Raw genomic sequence first — 22023 nt, forward strand, 5'->3', positions numbered from 1 at the left:
CCCTTTTCAAGGGGGAGAGTTGTTAGCTCAAATTTTAACCATTATAATTTCAACCCCTTCCGAATAACCCCATTCTCTACCTCTTGTTGTTACTGGGCAAAGGCTGTACAATTCGCGCCCTTAATTATTGTTCTGGCATGAGAGGCACCATGACAACCCAAAAAGTCAATCTACTCGATTTTGATCGTAAAGGGCTCCGCAAATATTTTGCTGAAGAGCTTGGCGAAAAAGCGTTTCGCGCAGATCAAATTATGAAGTGGATCTACCATTTTGGCGTGGATGACTTTGAGTTGATGACCAACATCAACAAGAAGCTACGTGAGAAGCTGCAGCGTGTGGCTGAAATCCGTGCACCTTTCGTGTCTGATGCACAGCACTCAAGTGACGGCACCATCAAGTGGGCGATGCGCGTCGGTGACCAAGACGTAGAAACCGTATACATCCCAGAGGATGATCGTGCGACGCTTTGTGTCTCGTCTCAAGTGGGTTGTGCACTAGAGTGTAAGTTCTGTTCAACGGCACAGCAGGGTTTCAACCGTAACCTAAAAGTGTCTGAAATCATTGGTCAGGTATGGCGCGCTGCACGTGAGATTGGTCTTGAGAAAGAAACGGGTCGTCGCCCAATTACTAACGTAGTAATGATGGGTATGGGTGAGCCGCTTTTAAACATGAAGAACTTGATCCCATCTTTAGAGATCATGCTTGATGACCTTGGCTTTGGCCTTTCTAAGCGCCGTGTAACTGTATCAACTTCTGGTGTCGTTTCTGGCCTTGATCAGATGACAGATAACATCGACGTGGCACTAGCGATTTCTCTTCACGCACCGACCGATGAACTGCGTAGTGAAATCATGCCGATTAACGACCGCTGGAATATCGAAGATTTTCTTGCATCGGTTCGTCGTTATATTGCTTCATCCAATGCCAACCGAGGCAAGGTAACCGTCGAATATGTTCTGCTTGATCATGTCAATGACGACATGGAACATGCACGACAGCTCGCAGAATTGATGAAAGACACCCCGTGTAAAATCAATTTGATTCCATTTAACCCGTATCCTGGTTCACCATACGGAAAACCGAGTAATTCACGCATCGACCGTTTCATGAAAACCTTGATGAAGTACGACTACACGGTAACAGTACGTAAAACACGCGGCGATGATATCGATGCAGCGTGTGGTCAGTTAGTGGGTGATGTGATTGACCGCACTAAACGTACACAGAATAAACAAAATGGGGAACCAATCCCGGTGAAAAGCATCTGATGTGATGTTCCTTCCGAACGGCTCCCCTGCGACGCTAGGGGAGTGTGATGTTCGCAAGGTTTGTATACATAATTCTGGTTAGTTTAATTTCCGGTTGTGTTACAGTTACACAAGATAAATTAGATGCTTCATTCGATAGGCAGGCGGCTGCAGAGGCGAGAGTCAATTTAGGCTTGAGTTATTTGGAGTCAGGCGACCGAGTTAGGGCGAAAGAGAATATTCAACAAGCGTTGGAGTATCGCCCCAACTATTACCGAGCATTGATCGCACAAGCGCATTATTACGATCAAGTCGGAGAGCCGGATAACGCCCGCCAATCATTCGAACAAGCACTTAGGGAGTCACCCGACAACGGAGACGTTCTCAATAACTACGGTGTTTTTCTTTGTAAGCTCGGCGAATATGAAACCGCTGACGCCTTCTTTAACCGTGCTATTGAGGTGCCTTACTACTACCTAATTTCAGCCAGTTATCAAAATGCTGCATTTTGTGCACTGAAATCAGGGGATAAGCATCAGGCACAATACTATTTTCGCCGCGCACTCGATCATGATCCCAAACGGGTAAGTTCGATTTTGCAGCTCGCTCAATTAGAAATAGAGTTAGAGCAGTATCGCGAGGCTAGGGTAAGACTGGTAAAGTTTCACCATCAGTTTGGATATAGAGCAGCAAGCCTAGGGCTGCTGATTGAACTAGAAGAAAAAAACGGCAATTTAGCCATGGCAGAGCGTTATCGCCAAGCACTTGCTCAGAAATATCCAGACTCTATTCAGTATCAAAAATATGTCAGAAATAAAAACGGAACAATCAGAAATTAATCCGCAAGAGATTGAAAACGTAGCAGTATTACCGGGCGCACTATTACGTCAAAAACGTGAATCTCTTGGCTGGAGCCAAAAAGATATCGCCGATCGACTGCGACTGCGAGTCGTAGTGATTGAGAACATTGAAAACGACAGTGTTAAGTCAGATCAAGTAGCCACCTTTACCCGTGGCTATTTGCGATCTTATGCCAAGCTGGTTGGTATTGAAGAAGATGAAGTGCTTGCCCTGTTTGACGGTGCTCAGCAAGAGAGTGATGACGTGCAAAGCATGCAGAGCTTTTCTCGTAAAACTAAGCGCGAAAAACACGACAGCCGCATCATGCTGCTTACTTGGGGCATTATGCTGACCCTTGTGGGTATCTCGTCGGTATGGTGGTGGCAAAACCAAGAACAGGACACTCTGTCAGTGACTGAGCTTCAAGCTGCAACGGCGGCAGATTCTGTCGATGAGCCAATTGCCTTGGATAGCGCCGCATTGGACTCTCCAGTAGTCGAGGTGGCAGTTTCAGATGCCGAGCCAACCTTGCTACCTCTGGAAGAGGAAACTTCAGCTGTGGTTGCTGAAGAGAATACGCCTGTGATCGAAGACACCGCTCCAGTCGAAACGCCAGTAGCAGAACCAGTACAAGAAACGCCTGCTGAAGCTTCAGTGCCTGATGTAGCAGCGAACCTACTTGAGATGTCATTTCGTTCAGACTGTTGGATCTTGGTGAAAGATGCGACAGGAAAAACCTTATCGACTGGTGTGAAGAAAGCAGGTCAATCTCTTAGCCTGCAAGGCGAGCTCCCTTATAGTTTAGTTCTTGGCGCACCTGAAGGTGTGACAATGACATTAGCCGATGAAGCCGTGGACCTTTCTGGGTATACTGCAGGCAAAGTCGCGAAATTCAAATTACCCTAGAAGCAATTATGCAACACGAATCTCCTATTAAACGTCGCCCATCGACACGTATCTACGTGGGCGACGTGCCTATTGGTGACGGTGCCCCAATTGCGGTGCAGTCAATGACCAACACCCGCACTACGGATGTAGAGGCGACCGTTGCTCAAATTCGAGCGCTAGAGAACGTCGGTGCTGACATCGTACGCGTCTCAGTACCAACCATGGACGCTGCTGAAGCCTTTAAGCAGATCAAACAGCAAGTCTCTGTTCCTCTGGTTGCGGATATTCACTTTGATTACCGTATTGCACTGAAAGTAGCGGAATACGGCGTGGACTGTCTGCGCATTAACCCAGGCAACATCGGTAAAGAAGACCGCATTCGCGCTGTTGTTGATTGTGCTCGGGACAAAAACATCCCAATCCGAATTGGTGTGAACGGTGGCTCTCTGGAAAAAGATATCCAGATGAAATACGGTGAGCCGACCCCTGCTGCGCTGGTGGAATCAGCAATGCGTCACGTAGATATCCTAGATCGTCTTAACTTTGACCAGTTTAAAGTAAGCGTAAAAGCATCGGACGTCTTCTTAGCAGTAGACTCTTACCGTTTACTGGCAAAAGAGATCGACCAGCCACTCCACTTAGGTATCACTGAAGCGGGTGGCGCTCGTGCAGGTTCAGTAAAATCATCGGTTGGCCTAGGCATGCTTCTCGCAGAAGGCATTGGTGATACGCTACGTATCTCACTTGCAGCGGATCCAGTTGAAGAGATCAAAGTAGGTTTTGATATCCTAAAATCTCTACGTATTCGCTCACGCGGTATTAACTTTATTGCCTGTCCTAGCTGTTCGCGCCAAGAATTTGATGTGATTGGTACGGTGAACTCATTAGAAGAGCGTCTAGAAGACATTATTACACCAATGGATGTGTCCATCATTGGTTGTGTAGTGAACGGCCCTGGTGAAGCAGAAGTTTCACACATGGGCATCGCAGGTGGTAACAAGAAGAGTGCTTTCTACGAAGACGGCAAACGTCAGAAAGAGCGCTTTGATAACGATAATCTGGTGGATCAGCTCGAAGCTAAGATCCGCGCCAAGGCATCGATGTTGGATGAAAACAACCGCATCGACATCAACCAGATCGAAAATAACTAAATTCAACGGTAAAAACTGTGGCAAAGACAATCCAAGCTATTCGAGGCATGAACGACTGCCTCCCAACACAATCTCCACTTTGGCAAAAAGTTGAGAACACGGTGAAACACGTAGTGAGCGCATATGGCTACAGCGAAGTACGTATGCCAATCGTTGAAGAAACTCATCTATTTAGCCGTGCCGTTGGCGAAGAAACAGACGTTGTTTCAAAAGAGATGTACACCTTTGAAGACCGCAATGGTGATAGCCTAACACTGCGCCCAGAAGGCACAGCAGGTTGTGTACGTTCTTGTATTCAAAACAGCCTAATTAACCGTGATGAACAGCGCCTGTGGTACATGGGCCCAATGTTCCGTCACGAGCGTCCGCAAAAAGGTCGCTACCGTCAATTCCACCAATGTGGTGTTGAGGTGTTTGGTCTTAACGGTCCTGACGTTGACGCAGAACTGATCATGATGACAGCGCGTCTATGGCGTGAGCTGGGCATCGACAAGTACGTTCGCTTAGAGCTGAACTCTATTGGCTCTTTAGAAGCACGCGCTAACTACCGCACCGCACTTGTGGCATTTCTCGAGCAACACATCGACGTCCTAGACGAAGATTGTAAGCGCCGTATGCACACAAATCCGCTACGTGTTCTAGATACTAAAAACCAAGATATTCAAGCCATCCTTGTTGATGCACCGCAGCTAGGCGACTACCTAGACGAAGAGTCACAAGCTCACTTTGCAGGACTTTGTGAACTTCTTGACGCTGCGGGTATCGAATATCAAGTTAACCAGCGTCTAGTACGTGGTCTTGATTACTACAACCGCACGGTATTTGAGTGGATCACTGAAAGCCTTGGTGCTCAAGGCACAGTATGTGGTGGTGGTCGTTACGATGGTCTTGTTGAGCAGTTAGGCGGCAAAGCAACGCCAGCCGTTGGTTTTGCGATGGGTCTTGAGCGACTAGTACTTATGCTAGAAGAGCTTGAGCTTGCAGAAACCCGCCGTGCTGTTGACGTTTACATGGTGAGCGCAGGCGAAGGTACGCTAATGGCGAGCATGAAGCTCGCAGAAGAGCTACGTGAAGCGCTTCCAGGCATCCGTGTGATGAGCCACTTTGGTGGTGGTAACTTTAAGAAACAGTTCAAACGCGCTGATAAAGCGGGTGCAGCGGTTGCTCTTGTTCTGGGTGAGAATGAAGTTGCAGACAACACCGTAGTAGTAAAAGATTTGATTGGCGGCGAGCAAGACACTGTGTCTCAAGCAGATGTTGCAGCCAAACTAACGCATTTGATTTAAAGAGGACAGGACGTGGAACTCTACGATAGCGAAGAACAACAAGTAGAAGCGATTAAGGATTGGTGGAAGGAAAACGGTAAAGCCGTGATCCTTGGCGCAGTTGTTGGTCTAGGCGGCATCTTTGGTTGGCGTTACTACCAAGACTCAACGATTGCTGCGCAAGATGCAGCATCGAAAGCGTACACTGAAGCGATGGCGTCAATCACGGCGCAAGGTGCACAAGCATCAGATTCAGCTCAAGCATTTATTGATGCCAATAAAGAGTCTCAATACTCTGTACTCGCAGCGCTTTCACTGGCTAAAGCACAAGTTGAAGCAGGTGAACTAGACAACGCCCTTACTCAACTAGAGTGGGCGCTGGCAAACAATAAAGATGCAGCGGCAGAGTCTTTGATCCGTTTCCGTGTCGCACGTATTCAAGCAGAGCAGGGTGAGTTCGATAGCGCACTGACATCGCTAGGCAAGATTACAGCAGAGTCTTGGAAAGGTCGTGTGGCTGAGCAGCGTGGCGATATCCTACTTCGTCAAGGTGACAAAGAAGGTGCTTACGCAGCCTACACTGAAGCACAGCAGGCATCAGTCGCAGGTAACCAAGCATTGCAAATGAAATTGGATGATCTTGCCAAGTAAGGTGACGAATAGATGAAAAAAATGCTCAACAGAGCACTGATGTGCGCAGTTGTCCTTGGTGGCGTTGTTGGATGTGCCGGTGAAGAAGACACCATTGTGATGTCTCCTTTGCCAGAGGTCAGCAGTCAGTTTACACCTGGCAGCGAATGGAGTACGAGCATTGGCGATGGCGTTGGGCATTATTTCTCTAAGCTCAAACCCGCTTTTGCCTACGACAAAGTGTTCGTCGCTAGCCGTGATGGTGAGGTTAAGGCTCTAGACCCAAGTAATGGCAAAGCCATTTGGAGCCAAGATTTAAGTGAAGGCAGTACTGCTCGTCTTTCAGGTGGCATTACCGCTTCATACGGTAAACTGTTTATCGGTAGCGAAAATGGCCAGCTGATTGCTCTTGAAGAGAAAACAGGTGAGCTACTTTGGCGTGTTGACGTCGAAGGTGAGGTGCTTGCGGCGCCTGCAACCGATGCTAACCTTGTGATTGTGCATACTAGCCGTGGTGTATTGGCTGCGCTTAATCCGGAAACCGGTGAGCAAGTTTGGACACTTGCCAACGAAGTACCTTCTCTAACACTGCGTGGTGACAGTGCACCTGCGACCGTGTCTGGTGGCGTGTTCTGGGGAACGGCAAATGGTCGTTTGGCGGCAGCAATTGCTGAGCGAGGTCAACTGATTTGGCAACAACCTATCGGTAACCCACAAGGTTCCACAGAAATTGATCGCTTGGTCGATGTGGATGCAAAACCACTGATTATCGGTGGCATGCTTTATACTGTAGGGATCAACGGTCAGTTAGTAGCAATTGACTTACGTTCAGGTGCGCCTACGTGGAAACGTAGTTATTCGTCGGCGTCTGATCTTGCAACCGATGGTGACCAGATTTACCTAGTAACAGACAAGGACCATGTTGCAGCTGTTGACGCTCGCAGTGGTACTGAAATCTGGAGCAACGATCAACTGCAATACCGTCAGCTGACAGACCCTGTGGTTATTCGTGGCATGGTTGTGGTCGCAGACAGTCAAGGCTACGTTCACTGGATTGATAATGACACAGGTGAGTTCGTCGCTCAGCAAATGGTGGATAGCAGCGGCTTTGCTGTTGGTCCGACCTTGCTTGATGATGGCTACGTATTAGTGTCACGCTCAGGTAAAGTGGTTAAGCAAACTGTGAAATAGTCGTCAATAGCACAGCTATTCACAGTGTGATATAATTCACATTCGGCTCTTGGCTGTTTTCAGTCAAGAGCCGTTTTATTGGTGACGTGTAGTTATAGGTAAAGTGACGGTAAAGCCCGGAATTGTTACCTATAACTACATATAGAATACGAATTTGTAGAGGTAGATATGATTCCTGTTGTTGCTCTAGTTGGGCGTCCAAACGTTGGTAAATCAACGTTATTTAACCGCCTAACTCGCACTCGCGACGCACTGGTAGCGGATTTCCCGGGTCTGACCCGTGACCGTAAATACGGTCAAGCGGTGCTGGGTGAACACGAATTTATTGTTATCGATACCGGTGGTATCGATGGTACCGAAGAAGGTGTAGAAACCAAGATGGCTGAACAGTCGCTCGCTGCGATTGAAGAAGCAGATGTGGTGCTATTTATGGTAGATGGCCGTGCGGGTCTAACACCATCAGATGAAGCGATTGCCGCTCACCTTCGTAAGATTGAAAAACCATCAATGCTGGTAGTAAACAAGATTGATGGCATTGATGCAGATGCTGCGTGTGTTGAGTTTTGGAAACTTGGCGTTGAGCAAATGTACCAAATCGCGGCAGCACACGGCCGTGGTGTTGCTGCTCTGATTGACCGTGCATTGAACCCATTTGCTGAGAAGATGCTGGCAGAGCAAGGTGAAATCGAAGACTTAACCGAGTTTGAAGATCCGGAAGAAGAAAAACTCGACTACACCGAGGAAGAAGCTGAGCAAGAGTTCCAGCGTCTGCAAGACCAACCAATTAAGCTTGCGATCATTGGTCGTCCTAACGTGGGTAAGTCGACACTGACTAACCGTATCTTAGGTGAAGAGCGTGTGGTCGTTTACGATATGCCTGGTACAACTCGTGACTCTATTTACATTCCGATGGAACGTGATGGTCGTGAGTACGTATTGATTGATACCGCAGGTGTGCGTCGTCGTAAGAACATGCATGAAACGGTTGAGAAGTTCTCCGTGGTTAAAACGCTAAAAGCGGTAGAAGATGCAAACGTTGTTCTTCTGGTTATCGACGCTCGTGAAAATATCTCAGATCAAGACCTAAGCTTGCTTGGTTTTGCGCTAAATGCAGGTCGCTCGATTGTTATCGCAGTCAACAAGTGGGATGGTCTAGATACTGATGTGAAAGAATCAGTGAAGAAAGAGCTGGACCGTCGTCTAGGTTTTGTCGATTTTGCTCGCATCCACTTTATCTCTGCGCTTCACGGTACAGGTGTTGGTCACCTATTCGAATCTGTACAAGAAGCCTATAAGTCAGCAACAACTCGCGTTGGTACTTCGGTTCTGACTCGTATCATGAAGATGGCGCAAGATGATCACCAGCCACCTATGGTTCGCGGTCGCCGTGTGAAACTTAAATACGCACACGCAGGGGGTTACAACCCACCGATCATCGTGGTGCATGGTAACTTGGTTCACGAGTTGCCTGATTCGTACAAGCGCTTCTTGATGAACTACTATCGCCGCTCGTTAGAGATCATGGGGACCCCAATTCGTATCCAGTTCCAAAGCAGTGATAACCCGTTCGAAGGTAAAACACAGAAGCTGACGCTTTCTCAAGAGCGCAAGCGTAAACGCCTAATGTCCGCAGTGAAAGGGCGTAAAAAATAAGAGTTTTTAAAGCGCCCATTGGGCGCTTTTTTTCTAGAGGTAACCATGCAACCAACCCAAGTACTTTTCCCCCAAGGCATCACTACTTCAACCGCAACGGTGCTGCATATCGATGGCTTGGACGTAGTGACTGACCAAACCCCATTTCATCCCGTTAGCCATATTTGGCCAGATCATCCAGCAGATGTGGGGACATTAACTTTCAACGGCCAAACACATACCGTAGTTGATAGCTTAACGGGTGCGATTGAGCTTGAAACTCACAAGCTATTTGTCGATAAAGCGATCCCAGTGAAACGTGATGCTCCGGGCTATGCTTTCGTGGTGGTACATCGTTTGGCAGAAAATGCAGACTTAACGGTTGGCGACCAAGTGACGTTAGCCGTAGATGCTGATTATCAAGCCTCTTTAAGTCGTGGACATAGTGCAGGTCATATTGCCTATCTTGCGCTTAACAAGGTTCTTGCCCAAGGATACTGGCGTAAAGATGCAGACCGCAAGGACCCGCTAGGCTCACCAGATTTTAACAGTTATGCGCAAGTGACCAGCGTGGTTACACCGGATAAGTGCCATGATGTCTATCGTCTAGGAAAAACTCTGCGCAAGCGAGGTTTAAACAGTGCAGATATGCTGCAAAACCTCGAAAGCATTACCAAAGATGCTAATACGGTAATTAGCGAGTGGCTTGCGACACCCAGTGAGGTTGTTATCGATTGTCATGGCAGTACGCTTACAGACTCACGCTATTGGACGTGCGAATTAAATCAAGCTGGAAAGGTTGTCACCCCTTGTGGTGGAACGCATGTTAGCCATCTGTCCCAGTTGAAAAACATTGAAATGACACTATCTATATTAGACGAACAGCAAATTGAAATGCACACCTATGTAAAATAGAGTGATCGAATAATAAATCCTGTTTGCTCTGTATTATTGGAGTATTGGTGAGATTTTATATCGTTTAAAATCCAAAAACAGGACATGTAACTTATGCTTTCGGGGTGTGGTTATATAAAAATTCTTTTTGGGGTTGATCGCTGATCAGATCTCTCTTTGCAGAAGATCGAGAAAAGATCTTGTTTAAAGAGAAAGCAGTTTGCTGCTAATTGAATCAATATCTTGCCGCTGTTGTGGTAAAAGTAATGTGATCTATGTCACCTTGAAAGATAGATCTTATCGGAACGATGAATCTTGATGAAAACTACGGAACGATGAAAATGAATGACAATAACTGTCCAGTATGTGAAAAAACGTTGGAGTGGGGTGGTTCGCACTACGTATGCAGCGATTGCGAGCAAGGTTATAAAAAAGTGGGCTTCTGCCCAGCCTGTGATGCTGAATTAGAGAAGCTACAAGCGTGCGGCGCCGCTAATTACTTTTGTAACACCTGCAATGAGCTGAAGTCGAAATCGACAATTCGGTTTGAGTTTCAGAAGGTAGGGTAGTTGTTTTTTCTCTCCCCCTTTTCAAGGGGGAGGACTAGAAAGTCACACTTTATGTGCTCAGTGTTCTAACTGACAGTAGAACGCAGTTCTCCATCGGACAGCTGGGTGACAATCTCTTGCCCAGCTTTGACCTGATCACTACGAGTGATCACCTTACCTTTCTCATCCTGAGTAATACTGTAACCACGTTTCAGCGTGGCTAGCGGGCTAACCGTGTCCAGCTTTTCAGCTGCGAGTGCTAACTGGTGTCTTGCCGTCAGCATTTGACGATCCATTGCATCCAGCATTTTCTGTTTTGCTTGTGTGAGATGGTGCTGCTGCTCAGCCAGCTTTTGCGCTGGGTTCTTCAATGCTAGGCGATGGGATAACTGCTCAACGTGACGCTTATGTTCGCGCAGTTTGCGCTCCATTGCTCTTTCTAAGCGCTGATTCAGCTCATCAAGCTGCTGGCTCTGTCGCTGCAACTGGTGTTGTGGGTGCTGATGTGACAGTCGACGCTCAAGCAGCTGCACCTGATGTTGATACCCTGAAAGGTAACGTTCCATCGCATATTGCAGACGCTGCTTTTTCTGACTGATTTGCTGGATCTGCTGGCTATGATCTCGGCTAACGAGCTCTGCCGCTGCCGACGGAGTGGGTGCCCGTACATCCGCAACAAAGTCGGCAATTGTGACATCGACTTCATGGCCAACCGCGGAAACGATTGGAATAGAAGAGGAAGCAATCGTGCGAGCGACTATCTCTTCATTAAAGCACCATAAATCTTCAAGCGAGCCACCACCACGACCAACGATCAGCACATCACACTCTTGGCGGCTATTTGCACAACCAATGGCTTGAGCGATTGAGATAGCAGCGCCTTCACCTTGCACCATGGTCGGATAGATGATGATTGGCAATCCTGGGTCGCGGCGTTTTAAGACATTGAGAATATCGTGCAGTGCCGCCCCTGTTTTAGAGGTCACAATGCCTACGCATTTAGGGTGTTCTGGTAAAGGTTGCTTGCTGGTTTGAGCAAACAGCCCCTCTGCCGCTAGAGACATCTTGAGCTGCTCGAACTGCTGCTGCAGTCGGCCATCACCTTCAGGCTGCATGCTTTCAACGATCAGTTGGTAATCACCACGAGGTTCGTAAAGAGAAAGACGTGCTTTCACTAGTACCTGATTACCGTTTTGCGGCTTAAAGGTCACTCGGCGATTGTTGCCACGGAACATGGCACATTTTACCTGTGCTCGGGCATCTTTTAGCGTGAAATACCAGTGCCCTGAAACAGGCGCAGAAAAGTTAGATAGCTCACCGACGAGCCATACAATGCCCATTTGGTTTTCTAAAAGTAAGCGAACTTCAGAATTGAGGCGAGAAACAGTAAAGATATTGCTGTTGCTATGGGGACTGGTCAGAGAAGACACACTAATCTCGAAGGCGTGAGTATGGAAATTAGCGGCAATATAATACATATCAAGGGGGTGAATGCAAGAAAAAACTAGAAAAAAAGATAAAAAATGTGTGGTAAATCGTTTGCTTTGCCCCTATAATCCCTCCGCAATATCTAATCCAAATCGAATTACCGCCATCCGGAATTCATTTGGGTTTATTTTTTTCTAACACTCTTTTTGTGAGATATTGCAAATGCTAAGAATTGCCAAAGAAGCGCTGACATTTGATGACGTACTACTAGTGCCAGCACACTCCACTGTTCTCCCAAACACAGCTAAGCTACAAACTCAGCTGACTAAAAATATCACTCTGAATATCCCGATGATCTCTGCGTCTATGGACACAGTGACTGAAGCTCGCCTAGCGATTGCACTAGCGCAAGAAGGTGGTATTGGCTTTATCCACAAAAACATGTCGATTGAGCAGCAAGCGCACGAAGTTCGCCTTGTTAAGATCTTTGAAGCCGGTGTGGTTTCATCTCCTGTGACTGTGACTCCTGAAGCAACCATTGCTGATGTTAAACGTCTAACCGAAGAAAACGGTTTTGCGGGTTACCCAGTAGTAACTGCTAACAACGAGCTTGTTGGTATCATCACTGGTCGTGATGTTCGTTTCGTTACTGACCTTGAGAAGAAGGTTGCTGACGTAATGACACCAAAAGAGCGTCTAGCGAGTGTTAAAGAAGGTACTTCTCGCGAAGAAGTTGAAAAAGTGATGCAAGAGCACCGCGTTGAGAAAGTGCTAGTTGTGAACGAAGAGTTCCAACTAAAAGGCATGATCACAGCGAAAGACTTCCAGAAAGCAGAACGTAAACCAAACGCATGTAAAGATGACCAAGGTCGTCTACGTGTAGGTGCTGCTGTTGGTGCTGGTGCAGGTAACGAAGAGCGTGTTAAGGCGCTAGTTGAAGCAGGCGTTGACGTTCTACTTATCGACTCTTCACACGGTCACTCTGAAGGTGTTCTAAACCGTATTCGTGAAACTCGTGAAGCTCACCCAGATCTAGACATCATCGGCGGTAACGTAGCGACAGCTGCAGGTGCACAAGCACTTATCGATGCTGGTGTAAGCGCAGTTAAAGTGGGTATCGGCCCAGGTTCAATCTGTACTACTCGCATCGTAACGGGTGTTGGTGTTCCTCAGATCACTGCTATTTCTGACGCTGCAGATGCGGCAAACAAAGCAGGCATCCCTGTTATTGCTGACGGTGGTATCCGCTATTCTGGCGATATCTGTAAAGCGATTGCTGCAGGTGCATCTTGTGTAATGGTTGGCTCAATGCTGGCTGGTACTGAAGAAGCACCAGGTGAAGTTGAGCTTTACCAAGGCCGTACTTACAAGTCTTACCGTGGTATGGGCTCACTTGGCGCAATGTCTCAAGGTTCTTCTGACCGTTACTTCCAGTCTGACAACGCTGCAGACAAGCTGGTACCAGAAGGTATCGAAGGTCGTATCGCATACAAAGGTCGCCTAAAAGAGATCGTTCACCAGCAAATGGGTGGCCTACGCTCAAGCATGGGTCTAACGGGCAGCGCAACTATCGAAGACATGCGTACTAAAGCGGAATTCGTTCGCATCTCTGGTGCTGGTATGAAAGAGTCACACGTACATGACGTGCAGATCTCTAAAGAAGCACCTAACTACCGTACTGGTCAGTAATTAATTAGCAGTCACCGCAGCCACTGTTGCGGTGACTTTTCTGCTTAAACGAATTTCGAGAAAAAGATAAATGACTAAGAACATCCACGATCAACGCATCCTGATCCTAGATTTCGGTTCACAATACACTCAGCTAGTTGCACGTCGCATCCGTGAAATCGGTGTTTACTGTGAACTATGGAGCTGGGACGTAGAAGAAGCGGACATCCGTGAATTCAACCCAGATGGCATCATCCTTTCTGGTGGTCCAGAAAGTGTTACTGAAGCAAACTCTCCACGTGCTCCTCAATACGTATTCGATTCTGGCGTGCCAGTATTCGGTATCTGTTACGGCATGCAAACCATGGCCGAGCAGCTAGGTGGTAAAGTTTCTACTTCTGATGAGCGTGAGTTTGGTTACGCATCAGTTCAAGTTTCTGGTGAGTCTGCATTATTTAAAGATCTTGAAGCTTCTCAAGATGTTTGGATGAGCCACGGTGACAAAGTTGTAGAAATCCCTTCAGACTTCGTAAAAGTAGGCGAGACAGAGACTTGTCCTTACGCTGCGATGGCAAACGAAGAGAAGAAATACTATGGTGTTCAGTTCCACCCAGAAGTAACGCACACTAAAAACGGTCTAACCATGCTAGAGAACTTTGTTCTTGGCGTATGTGGTTGTGAGCGTCTATGGACTTCTGAGTCAATCATCGAAGACGCAGTTGCTCGCATTAAAGAGCAAGTGGGCGATGATGAAGTCATTCTTGGTCTATCTGGTGGTGTTGATTCATCAGTAGTTGCGATGCTAGTTCACCGTGCAATCGGTGACAAGCTAACCTGTGTGTTTGTTGATAACGGTCTACTTCGTCTAAACGAAGGCCAGCAAGTGATGGATATGTTTGGCGACAAGTTCGGCCTAAACATCATCAAGGTTGATGCAGAAGAGCGCTTCCTAGCAGCACTTGAAGGTAAGTCTGATCCAGAAGAGAAGCGTAAGACCATCGGTCACGTATTCGTAGACGTATTTGACGAAGAGTCGAAGAAGCTAGAAAACGCTAAGTGGCTAGCTCAGGGTACTATCTACCCAGACGTTATTGAATCTGCGGCATCTAAGACGGGTAAAGCACACGTAATCAAGTCTCACCACAACGTTGGCGGTCTGCCGGACGACATGGAAATGGGTCTTGTTGAGCCTCTACGTGAGCTGTTCAAAGATGAAGTACGTAAGATCGGTCTAGAGCTAGGTCTGCCATACGATATGCTTTACCGCCACCCATTCCCGGGTCCTGGTCTAGGTGTTCGTGTTCTTGGCGAGATCAAGAAAGAGTACTGTGATCTACTACGTCGTGCAGACGCTATCTTCATCGAAGAGTTACACGCTGCTGACCTATACCACAAAGTATCTCAAGCATTCACCGTATTCCTACCAGTTCGTTCTGTAGGTGTAATGGGTGATGGCCGTAAGTACGATTGGGTTGTTTCTCTACGTGCTGTAGAAACTATCGACTTCATGACTGCTCACTGGGCACACTTACCATACGACTTCCTAGGTAAGGTTTCTAACCGCATCATCAACGAAATTGACGGCATCTCTCGCGTTGTTTACGACATCTCTGGTAAGCCACCAGCGACTATCGAGTGGGAATAAACCCAACACACGTTGTTATTTTAAAAAACCAGCCTTCGGGCTGGTTTTTTTGATTTCTGGAAAGCGGACGCTGGCGCTAACGGGAAACGGACGTTCTGCTTTGCAGTGCTAACGGTAAAGAGGGAGAGCAATTTCCTCTGTCTGAACTTGACTTCTAGATTCAAAAATTCATGTTGCTAAGCGTTTCCCGTTTCCCGTTTCCTTGTGATCTTAACTCCGACTTTCACGACCAAGTTTGAAACCCAGAATGATTTAATCAACTCTGCCTCGCAGAGTAATACTCTAGAACGGTGCTTGTATGTAGTGTGAACTATGGTAAAGCCAGTTATTAGTCATGGAGAACTGACATGTTTGCACTTAAGCACCTGTCCATTGCTCTAGGGTGTGTTTTATCGACACACGCCGTAGCGAGCATGAATATTCAACCCGATCCGCAAAACCCAACGGGTTATGTGATTGCGAAAAGTGATATTCAAGCGGTAGAGAAAAGTAAAACTTCTGACCCAATGTATGCCACTTGGGCCAAAGCGTTGGAAACCCGCAGCAATGCAATCGTCGAGGCGATTTTCCCTGCAGCTGCCAGCAACCCAGATAACGTTAAGCGGGTTGAGCGAGTCTTTCCGCAAAGTGAGTGGGACTTCCTTACTCAAATGGCTGCGCCAGAATATACCTACACACGTTTTCTACGGGCGATAGGCAAGTTTCCAGCGTTTTGTGGTGACTACACCGATGGACGAGATGCGGATGCGATTTGTAAAAAGTCAATCGTGACGGCTTTTGCCCATTTTGCTCAAGAGACTGGTGGGCATATCTCGATAGATAATGTGTCCGATAACCCATTGCGACTCGAAGAGTGGCAGCAAGCGCTGGTTCACGTGCGTGAGATGGGCTGGTCAGAGGGGCAAGAGGGCTATCGCACTGGTTGTGGTCAAAATGATTGGCAAAACAAGCGCTGGCCGTGTGAGCCGGGGCAGGGCTACTTTGGTCGTGGTGCCAAGCAGCTTTCTTATCATTTTAATTACGGGGCATTTTCTGAAGTCATGTTTGACGGTGATGCGACCGTATTGCTAAAAAATCCGGGGCTAGTGGCAGACTCTTGGCTTAACCTTGCCTCTGCAATTTGGTTCTTCTTAACTCCGCAAGCGCCAAAACCTGCCATGTTACATGTGATTGATAGAACTTGGGTGCCATCACAGCGAGAGCTTGATGCTGGGATAGGCTACGGTTTTGGCACCACCATCAACGTGATCAACGGTGGTATTGAGTGTGGAGAGCAAAATCGAACCAAAGGCCAACCTGTTAATCGTATTCGTTATTGGGAAGGGCTTGCCGCTCACTACCAGATCCCGATTGAAGCGGACGAGACAAACACCTGTTGGCAACAAACGCCTTATGGCAGCTTGAATCTAAATGGGGCAACCGATGTGCTCTACACCAACTGGGATGGCAACTGGAAATATTACTCAGACCGTCCGGGAGGTCACTCATTCGAATGTGAATTAGTTGGGTTCCAAACGGCGTACTCTGCGCTGGTGGCTGGAGATTACGAGAAGTGTGTGACTAACTTTTATGACTCTCACGCAGGGTGGCCGCAAGTTCGTATCGTCGACAAATTAGACCCAGTCGATCCAATCGACCCACCAATTGATGGCGCACCAGCGTGGAGCGCTGACAAAGTCTATGTCACAGGGGATAAGGTCTCTTATCAAGGCGCTGTTTATGAAGCGAAATGGTGGTCACAAGGTAATGAACCAACCCTAGGTGACCCTTGGAAACAGGTATCTGGGCAGGTAGTGCCACCGGCCCCAGTTCCAACACCCGATCCAGTTCCTGTTCCAGATCCAACGCCTGAACCCGAACCAACACCGGAGCCTACACCTCCAGCACCCGTCGATATGGTTGTATGGCAAGCAGGTAGCACTCAAGTAGCCAATGGCGATAAAGTCACGCACCTAGGCAAGTGTTTCGTGGCGAAAAACGGCCCAGGAGTTTGGGAAACGCCGACTCGTTCCAATTGGTTCTGGGATGAGATTTCCTGTCAGTAAAAGAATTACTTATTATGTAAAAACGGCCGCTTTCTCTGCGGCCGTTTTAGTTTTTTTTGTGCTACAACCAATCGAGGTCGTCGTGACTAGGTTGCTTAGTTACAACACGTACTGATTTTTCAGTAAGGTGCGTTGCCAACTTGCGCTGTTCGTCGAATAAGGCTTTTACCTGAGCTTCCATACTGCTCTGCGTAGCGGTATTGGATATTTGTTGTTCGCTCGTTGAAAGCTGTCTTTTAGTTAGCATTTTCTACCACCTCATCATTTGCAGGGGTGCCAATAAAGTCTTGTTTAACAATATCTGCATAAATTTTAACAGGCCGTACCGATAAATCAAAATGAGTAAAATAGATTTGGATACCTTCTGGGAGTAGAACTTCCATCTGGCCTTGATTGTTATGAGGATCTCGCAAAGCATCAGGCATGATAAAAGGTAAATTGTTCTGGCGATTAGTTAACTCTAGTACGACTGGAATGCGGGGTGTCACTTGCTTTTTGTGGGAGTGTCCTAAGTGCAGAGAGTAAGACAAGGTCGCAAATGCGGTTGCTACAGATTCGCTCAAAGACGTTGAGAGAAAACCTTGGGTGGGGACTGAGGGACCGACATGAAGCCCGCTGATGACGGTACTTGTTTTTAGGTTGCCTATGATCTCCTCTACTTCGAACTCTGATAGAGTTAAACCTCGATATAGGCGTTGCCCAATCTTTAATGACGAAGCAACACTAGCTACTTGAAAAGCATTTCTGATCCCAGATACCCACAACTTGCCATGTTTGGTTTGAGAACTAGTAAGGTGTTGTTCCCTCAGGTATCTATTGATTATCTCGTGAGGCTTTTTTTTATCGACCTTGTCGCGACGATCTGCGGATTGATATTTGTTGATTGATCGCTTTGAAGTTGCGTTAGCGGGCAAGTCAAAAATTCCCGCAAGCTCCCTCATCACCGAAGCATAATTTGAATCATTTTGTGCGTATAAGCAGATGTGGTCGAGTTTATGAGCCCCGGAAATACACGATAAAACCGAGCTCATAGGGGCGAAATAGACTTGGTTTTTTGTCGTTTGCTTAAGCTGCTCAAGCATATGCAAGTAGCTATCTCGTATCGATGTCAGTGCTGTACGCTCGTGCAGTAACTGGTTTTTATAATCAATGATCAAATGTGTTCCCTCTTGAGTTCTGTCCTGAGGCAAGTAGTTCCTTTATTTATTGGTTCAGTAAGTTACTACAAAACAAGATAAAGCATTGAATTAACGATGTTATAAACCTAACGCATATTTGGCTTTGAGATGTAGATCTTGTTATTCCTCCTGTTGCGTATTAATGCAACCTAATCTTGCAAATTCGTCACTGCCTAGCTTGAAAGTTAAGGATTAAAATTTTCTCACAATTTTTATCAATAATTTTTAATTAGGTACTCAGATGTCGACAAAACTTGCCAATCCTGCGCCGCTAGGCTTAATGGGTTTCGGTATGACCACCATTCTACTTAACATCCACAATGCGGGCTTTTTCCCGATTGATTCCATGATCCTTGCGATGGGGATTTTCTATGGTGGTTTGAGCCAAGTGATAGTAGGCATCATGTGTTTTAAACGTGGTGATACCTTTGGTACAACAGCATTTACCTCTTACGGTCTATTTTGGTTAACACTGGTGGGTTGCATCGTGATGCCGCACATGGGGCTGCCAGCTAGCCCGAAACCTTTCATGGGTTGGTACTTGGCTCTTTGGGGCATCTTCACAGGTTTCATGTTCTTTGGCTCACTGTGTTACCCGAAAGCAAAACAAGTGGTGTTTGGTTCATTAACTCTGCTGTTTGCGCTACTGGCTATTCGTGATTTCACTGGTAGTGAACTTATTGGCACCATTGCTGGCTTTGAAGGTATTTTCTGTGGTGCGAGTGCGATTTACTTTGCGATGGCGCAGGTACTAAACGCAGAATACGGCCGTACTGTATTGCCTATCGGTGAGAAAAAGCCTCAACTAGAAGCACAAGTGGTTTCTGCTTAGTCTTTTTGTTGATCAAATAAGAAATGGGAGCCAAATTGGCTCCCATTTTTATGCCTTTAAGAACGGTTTAAAGACGATTAGGTGGATGGGAGCTCTTTGGCTTCCTCTGGTTGTTGCTGTGGTTGTGTTGCTAAACCTTGAGTACGTTTGTATTTCTCTTCCCAGTAATCAGCGCCTTTAATGCCAAGCGCCACTGGGTTGAAGGTATACTCTGTCACGCCTTGAGCCTGCTGAGCTTCATAATCTTTTAGCGCTTTAATCGCTGGTTTCGACATAAAGAAGATAATCACGATACCTGCGATGTTTAGCCAAGCCATCAGGCCAACACCAACATCACCTAGCGCCCAAGCCAAGTTGGCGGCTTTTACGGTGCCGTAGAAAACGGCGGCCATTAGCACTAACTTGAGACCAAACATCAATCCTCTTACTTTGACTGTACGACGGATGTAAGCAATGTTGGTTTCTGCAATGTAGTAGTAAGCCAAAATAGTGGTGAAGGCGAAGAAGAACAGTGCAAATGCGATGAACGGTTTACCGACACCTGGTAGGGCAGATTCAATCGCCATCTGAGTGAACACTGGTCCGTTTGCGCCGATATCTGCTGGCAAGTTCTGAACAAGGAATGCTCCTTCAGCACCATGTACGTTGTATGCACCAGTGATGATGATCATAAACGCCGTTGCTGAACACACTAATAGAGTATCGATGTAGATAGAGAAAGACTGTACCAAGCCTTGCTGCGCTGGGTGCTGAACACTCGCGGCTGCTGCAGCATGTGGGCCAGTACCTTGACCTGCTTCATTAGAGTAAACACCACGTTTAACACCCCAACCAATCGCAGCACCAAAGCCTGCCATAGGTGTGAAGGCGTCAGAGACGATCATGCCAACAATCGCTGGGATCTCACCGATGTGAAGCAAGATAATAACGAATGCAACAATGATGTAAGCCAGCGCCATGAAAGGCACTACGATTTGAGTGAAGTTCGCAATACGTTTCACACCACCAAAGATGATGAAGCCAAGGATGACTGAAATCAGAGTACCGGTGAAAATTTTTGCAAAGCTAAAGGTACCGATCGCCGTTTCAATCATTTCACCTGGGCCAAATGCTGCTTCTACTGCATTACCTATGCTGTTGGATTGCACCCCCGGTAGCAGTACGCCACAAGCAAAGATAGTGGCAACAGCAAAGATCCATGCATACCATTTTTGACCCATGGCTTTTTCGATGTAGTAAGCAGGGCCGCCACGGAACTCGCCGTTGTCTTCTTCTTTATAGATCTGAGCTAGAGTCGATTCCGCATAAGCCGTTGCAGCGCCAAAGAAAGCAACAACCCACATCCAAAATACCGCACCAGGGCCACCAAAACCGATCGCCGCAGCCACACCTGCAATGTTACCTGTACCAACACGGCCAGATAGGGAAACTGCAAGTGCTTGGAATGATGAAATCCCTTTGGTTGAGCTCTTGCCTGACAACAATAGTCGCCACATTTCAAAGAAGTGTCTTATCTGCACAAAGCGAGTTAAGACCGAATAAAACAATCCAGCCCCTAAGCAAAGATAAATCAATGCTGGGCTCCAGATAATTCCGTTTAAAAAATCTACCAATGATTGCATGTGGTATTCCTATGCGTTGTTCAAAATTCAAACGCAATATATCCTGTTTGTAATGCAATTGTTAACTGATTTATGTTGGTTTGACTCATAGCGTGATAATGAGCACAAAATATGGGGCATATAGAATGGCGTGAGATAAATTGCCGCAGTTCCTGCTATCAATAGGGTATATGTATGGGTTTGTATAAATAGTAAACGATTTGATCTGTTGATTTTGGATGTAACAAACTTTGTAAATTGGCTCATTATTAGTGTTAATCACTGAAATATCTCTGTGTGGAAAATTTCTTTCTAACTCCTAAACTTAGGTTGTATCTAGAGGGGAAAGCCATGCCAAACAGTGCCAGTAAAACCTGTTGTTATCAGACCGAAGATGGATGGAAATGCGACCAGCCAGCGGGTGAGTCTGGTTTATGTTATTGGCATGACCCCAAAATCGATAAGAGCAAAGATGACGTAAAAACCCAAGTAGAGGAGTGGGCCAAGGCTGGCAAGCCGCTTGATGGCTTTCAGTTGGCGAGAACTCAACTGAGTGATATCAACTTGGTGAATCGAGGCCAAAAGAATGGGTTTTCTTGTCGTCATGCCGATTTTTATCGTGCCGATCTTTCTCAAGCACACTGCTTTGGCCTTGATCTTAGAGGCAGCTCTTTAATGAAGGCCAATCTTCACGGCGCAAACCTCCATTGTGCTAAATTAGAACACTGCAACATGCTCGGCACCGATCTTAGTCGCAGTCGATTAGAGAACATCGAGTGGGGGGAAGAACTCGCTCAGGAGTCACGCGCTTATCAAGCGGAAAAAGAAGGTAACCGAGCGCAAGCGGTTGAACTGTTTCAAGAAGCTGAAGAAGTGGTACGGGCAATCCGTAAACAGTGTGAGAAGGATGGCTTATTTGAGACAGCGGGCAAGTTTTTCAAAAAAGAGATGATTTTTCGCCGATATCAAATGCCTCGCTTTAGTTTACAGCGTATGATTTCAAGAAGCGTGGACTTGTTTTGTGGTTACGGTGAATCACCAATGCGGGTAGTGCTTTTCTCTATATTCTTCATCTGGCTCTGCTCGCTGGCGTTCTTCCTACTCGGTACCACTGCGTCCAATACCTATACCTATCAAGATCATGGCGCAATGAGCTATGTCTTGGAATTTTTTAATGCGCTTTATTTCAGCGTCGTCACTTTCACTACTTTGGGTTATGGGGATATATCGCCCATAGGTGTCGCAAGGTTTATCGCCGCCTTCGAGGCTTTCGTAGGCAGCTTTACCATGGCTTTGTTCGTGGTGGTATTTGTGAAAAAAATGACGCGTTAAGTTAAAGG

19 protein-coding genes are annotated in these 22023 nt (G+C 46.8%); 15 read left to right on the forward strand and 4 right to left on the reverse strand.

The genetic code is table 11. The annotated features are described in order from the left end of the window. Window positions 1-149: 149 nt before the first annotated feature. From rlmN to J4N39_RS02985, 10 genes are all read left to right on the forward strand, one after another. A complete protein-coding gene (gene rlmN, locus J4N39_RS02940; protein WP_252021752.1) occupies window positions 150-1268 on the forward strand; it encodes a dual-specificity RNA methyltransferase RlmN in 1119 nt (372 codons plus the stop codon). 47 nt (window positions 1269-1315) lie between these two features. Next, a complete protein-coding gene (gene pilW, locus J4N39_RS02945; RefSeq protein ID WP_252021762.1) occupies window positions 1316-2086 on the forward strand; it encodes a type IV pilus biogenesis/stability protein PilW in 771 nt (256 codons plus the stop codon). Further along, complete coding sequence (gene rodZ / locus J4N39_RS02950) at window positions 2052-2993, forward strand: cytoskeleton protein RodZ (RefSeq protein WP_252021763.1); 942 nt, start codon at window positions 2052-2054, stop codon at window positions 2991-2993. The genes pilW and rodZ overlap by 35 nt, the downstream gene beginning before the upstream one ends. Window positions 2994-3001: 8 nt before the next feature. After that, complete coding sequence (gene ispG, locus J4N39_RS02955; RefSeq protein ID WP_252021764.1) at window positions 3002-4126, forward strand: flavodoxin-dependent (E)-4-hydroxy-3-methylbut-2-enyl-diphosphate synthase; 1125 nt, start codon at window positions 3002-3004, stop codon at window positions 4124-4126. Window positions 4127-4143: 17 nt separating this feature from the next. After that, window positions 4144-5412: a histidine--tRNA ligase gene (gene hisS / locus J4N39_RS02960; RefSeq protein ID WP_252021765.1), complete on the forward strand. Its 1269-nt coding sequence runs from the start codon at window positions 4144-4146 to the stop codon at window positions 5410-5412. 12 nt (window positions 5413-5424) lie between these two features. Continuing rightward, window positions 5425-6042 carry a YfgM family protein gene (locus J4N39_RS02965; protein ID WP_252021767.1) on the forward strand — a complete coding sequence of 206 codons (618 nt, stop codon included), beginning with the start codon at window positions 5425-5427 and terminating at the stop codon, window positions 6040-6042. Between the two features lie 12 nt (window positions 6043-6054). Beyond that, complete coding sequence (gene bamB / locus J4N39_RS02970; RefSeq protein WP_252021769.1) at window positions 6055-7212, forward strand: outer membrane protein assembly factor BamB; 1158 nt, start codon at window positions 6055-6057, stop codon at window positions 7210-7212. Window positions 7213-7380: 168 nt separating this feature from the next. Next, complete coding sequence (gene der / locus J4N39_RS02975; protein WP_252021771.1) at window positions 7381-8865, forward strand: ribosome biogenesis GTPase Der; 1485 nt, start codon at window positions 7381-7383, stop codon at window positions 8863-8865. A gap of 45 nt (window positions 8866-8910) precedes the next feature. Then, on the forward strand, window positions 8911-9759 hold the full coding sequence (locus J4N39_RS02980) for an alanyl-tRNA editing protein (RefSeq protein ID WP_252021773.1): 849 nt from the start codon (window positions 8911-8913) through the stop codon (window positions 9757-9759). Between the two features lie 320 nt (window positions 9760-10079). After that, window positions 10080-10307 carry a zinc ribbon domain-containing protein gene (locus tag J4N39_RS02985; RefSeq protein WP_252021775.1) on the forward strand — a complete coding sequence of 76 codons (228 nt, stop codon included), beginning with the start codon at window positions 10080-10082 and terminating at the stop codon, window positions 10305-10307. A gap of 65 nt (window positions 10308-10372) precedes the next feature. Here J4N39_RS02985 and xseA read toward each other — a convergent pair whose 3' ends face one another. Continuing rightward, the gene (gene xseA, locus J4N39_RS02990; protein WP_252021777.1) at window positions 10373-11716 is read right to left on the reverse strand and encodes an exodeoxyribonuclease VII large subunit; all 1344 of its coding nucleotides are present in this window, start codon (window positions 11714-11716) and stop codon (window positions 10373-10375) included. Between the two features lie 220 nt (window positions 11717-11936). Here xseA and guaB point away from each other — a divergent pair, with 220 nt between their 5' ends. From guaB to J4N39_RS03005, 3 genes are all read left to right on the forward strand, one after another. Beyond that, window positions 11937-13403 carry an IMP dehydrogenase gene (gene guaB / locus J4N39_RS02995; RefSeq protein ID WP_252021780.1) on the forward strand — a complete coding sequence of 489 codons (1467 nt, stop codon included), beginning with the start codon at window positions 11937-11939 and terminating at the stop codon, window positions 13401-13403. Window positions 13404-13473: 70 nt separating this feature from the next. Then, window positions 13474-15027 carry a glutamine-hydrolyzing GMP synthase gene (guaA, locus tag J4N39_RS03000; RefSeq protein WP_252021782.1) on the forward strand — a complete coding sequence of 518 codons (1554 nt, stop codon included), beginning with the start codon at window positions 13474-13476 and terminating at the stop codon, window positions 15025-15027. Window positions 15028-15374: 347 nt separating this feature from the next. Beyond that, a complete protein-coding gene (locus tag J4N39_RS03005) occupies window positions 15375-17072 on the forward strand; it encodes a chitinase (protein ID WP_252021784.1) in 1698 nt (565 codons plus the stop codon). Between the two features lie 61 nt (window positions 17073-17133). Here J4N39_RS03005 and J4N39_RS03010 read toward each other — a convergent pair whose 3' ends face one another. Together J4N39_RS03010 and J4N39_RS03015 are read right to left on the reverse strand one after the other, a co-directional pair. Then, entirely contained in the window at window positions 17134-17319 is a 186-nt protein-coding gene (locus J4N39_RS03010; protein ID WP_252021786.1) for a hypothetical protein, read from the reverse strand. Then, window positions 17309-18154, reverse strand: a complete 846-nt coding sequence (locus J4N39_RS03015; protein ID WP_252021787.1) for an ADP-ribosyltransferase — start codon at window positions 18152-18154, stop codon at window positions 17309-17311. The genes J4N39_RS03010 and J4N39_RS03015 overlap by 11 nt, the downstream gene beginning before the upstream one ends. Before the next feature lie 337 nt (window positions 18155-18491). Between J4N39_RS03015 and J4N39_RS03020 the strand changes: the two genes are divergently transcribed. Continuing rightward, window positions 18492-19082, forward strand: a complete 591-nt coding sequence (locus J4N39_RS03020; protein WP_252021789.1) for an acetate uptake transporter — start codon at window positions 18492-18494, stop codon at window positions 19080-19082. Between the two features lie 77 nt (window positions 19083-19159). Here J4N39_RS03020 and J4N39_RS03025 read toward each other — a convergent pair whose 3' ends face one another. After that, window positions 19160-20704 carry an alanine/glycine:cation symporter family protein gene (locus J4N39_RS03025; protein WP_252021791.1) on the reverse strand — a complete coding sequence of 515 codons (1545 nt, stop codon included), beginning with the start codon at window positions 20702-20704 and terminating at the stop codon, window positions 19160-19162. A gap of 330 nt (window positions 20705-21034) precedes the next feature. Here J4N39_RS03025 and J4N39_RS03030 point away from each other — a divergent pair, with 330 nt between their 5' ends. Continuing rightward, the gene (locus J4N39_RS03030) at window positions 21035-22015 is read left to right on the forward strand and encodes an ion channel (RefSeq protein WP_252021793.1); all 981 of its coding nucleotides are present in this window, start codon (window positions 21035-21037) and stop codon (window positions 22013-22015) included. Window positions 22016-22023: the final 8 nt, after the last annotated feature.

It is taken from the genome of Vibrio sp. SCSIO 43136 (assembly GCF_023716565.1).
Taxonomy (GTDB): Bacteria; Pseudomonadota; Gammaproteobacteria; order Enterobacterales; family Vibrionaceae; genus Vibrio.

What these genes read in the sequence shown, in the direction of transcription:
- rlmN (WP_252021752.1), top strand. Translation starts at nt 150, where the DNA reads ATGACAACCCAAAAAGTCAATCTACTCGATTTTGATCGTAAAGGGCTC.
- pilW (WP_252021762.1), top strand. Translation starts at nt 1,316, where the DNA reads ATGTTCGCAAGGTTTGTATACATAATTCTGGTTAGTTTAATTTCCGGT.
- rodZ (WP_252021763.1), top strand. Translation starts at nt 2,052, where the DNA reads ATGTCAGAAATAAAAACGGAACAATCAGAAATTAATCCGCAAGAGATT.
- ispG (WP_252021764.1), top strand. Translation starts at nt 3,002, where the DNA reads ATGCAACACGAATCTCCTATTAAACGTCGCCCATCGACACGTATCTAC.
- bamB (WP_252021769.1), top strand. Translation starts at nt 6,055, where the DNA reads ATGAAAAAAATGCTCAACAGAGCACTGATGTGCGCAGTTGTCCTTGGT.
- der (WP_252021771.1), top strand. Translation starts at nt 7,381, where the DNA reads ATGATTCCTGTTGTTGCTCTAGTTGGGCGTCCAAACGTTGGTAAATCA.
- J4N39_RS02980 (WP_252021773.1), top strand. Translation starts at nt 8,911, where the DNA reads ATGCAACCAACCCAAGTACTTTTCCCCCAAGGCATCACTACTTCAACC.
- J4N39_RS02985 (WP_252021775.1), top strand. Translation starts at nt 10,080, where the DNA reads ATGAATGACAATAACTGTCCAGTATGTGAAAAAACGTTGGAGTGGGGT.
- guaB (WP_252021780.1), top strand. Translation starts at nt 11,937, where the DNA reads ATGCTAAGAATTGCCAAAGAAGCGCTGACATTTGATGACGTACTACTA.
- guaA (WP_252021782.1), top strand. Translation starts at nt 13,474, where the DNA reads ATGACTAAGAACATCCACGATCAACGCATCCTGATCCTAGATTTCGGT.
- J4N39_RS03005 (WP_252021784.1), top strand. Translation starts at nt 15,375, where the DNA reads ATGTTTGCACTTAAGCACCTGTCCATTGCTCTAGGGTGTGTTTTATCG.
- J4N39_RS03010 (WP_252021786.1), bottom strand. Translation starts at nt 17,319, where the DNA reads ATGCTAACTAAAAGACAGCTTTCAACGAGCGAACAACAAATATCCAAT.
- J4N39_RS03015 (WP_252021787.1), bottom strand. Translation starts at nt 18,154, where the DNA reads ATGCTTGAGCAGCTTAAGCAAACGACAAAAAACCAAGTCTATTTCGCC.
- J4N39_RS03020 (WP_252021789.1), top strand. Translation starts at nt 18,492, where the DNA reads ATGTCGACAAAACTTGCCAATCCTGCGCCGCTAGGCTTAATGGGTTTC.
- J4N39_RS03025 (WP_252021791.1), bottom strand. Translation starts at nt 20,704, where the DNA reads ATGCAATCATTGGTAGATTTTTTAAACGGAATTATCTGGAGCCCAGCA.
- J4N39_RS03030 (WP_252021793.1), top strand. Translation starts at nt 21,035, where the DNA reads ATGCCAAACAGTGCCAGTAAAACCTGTTGTTATCAGACCGAAGATGGA.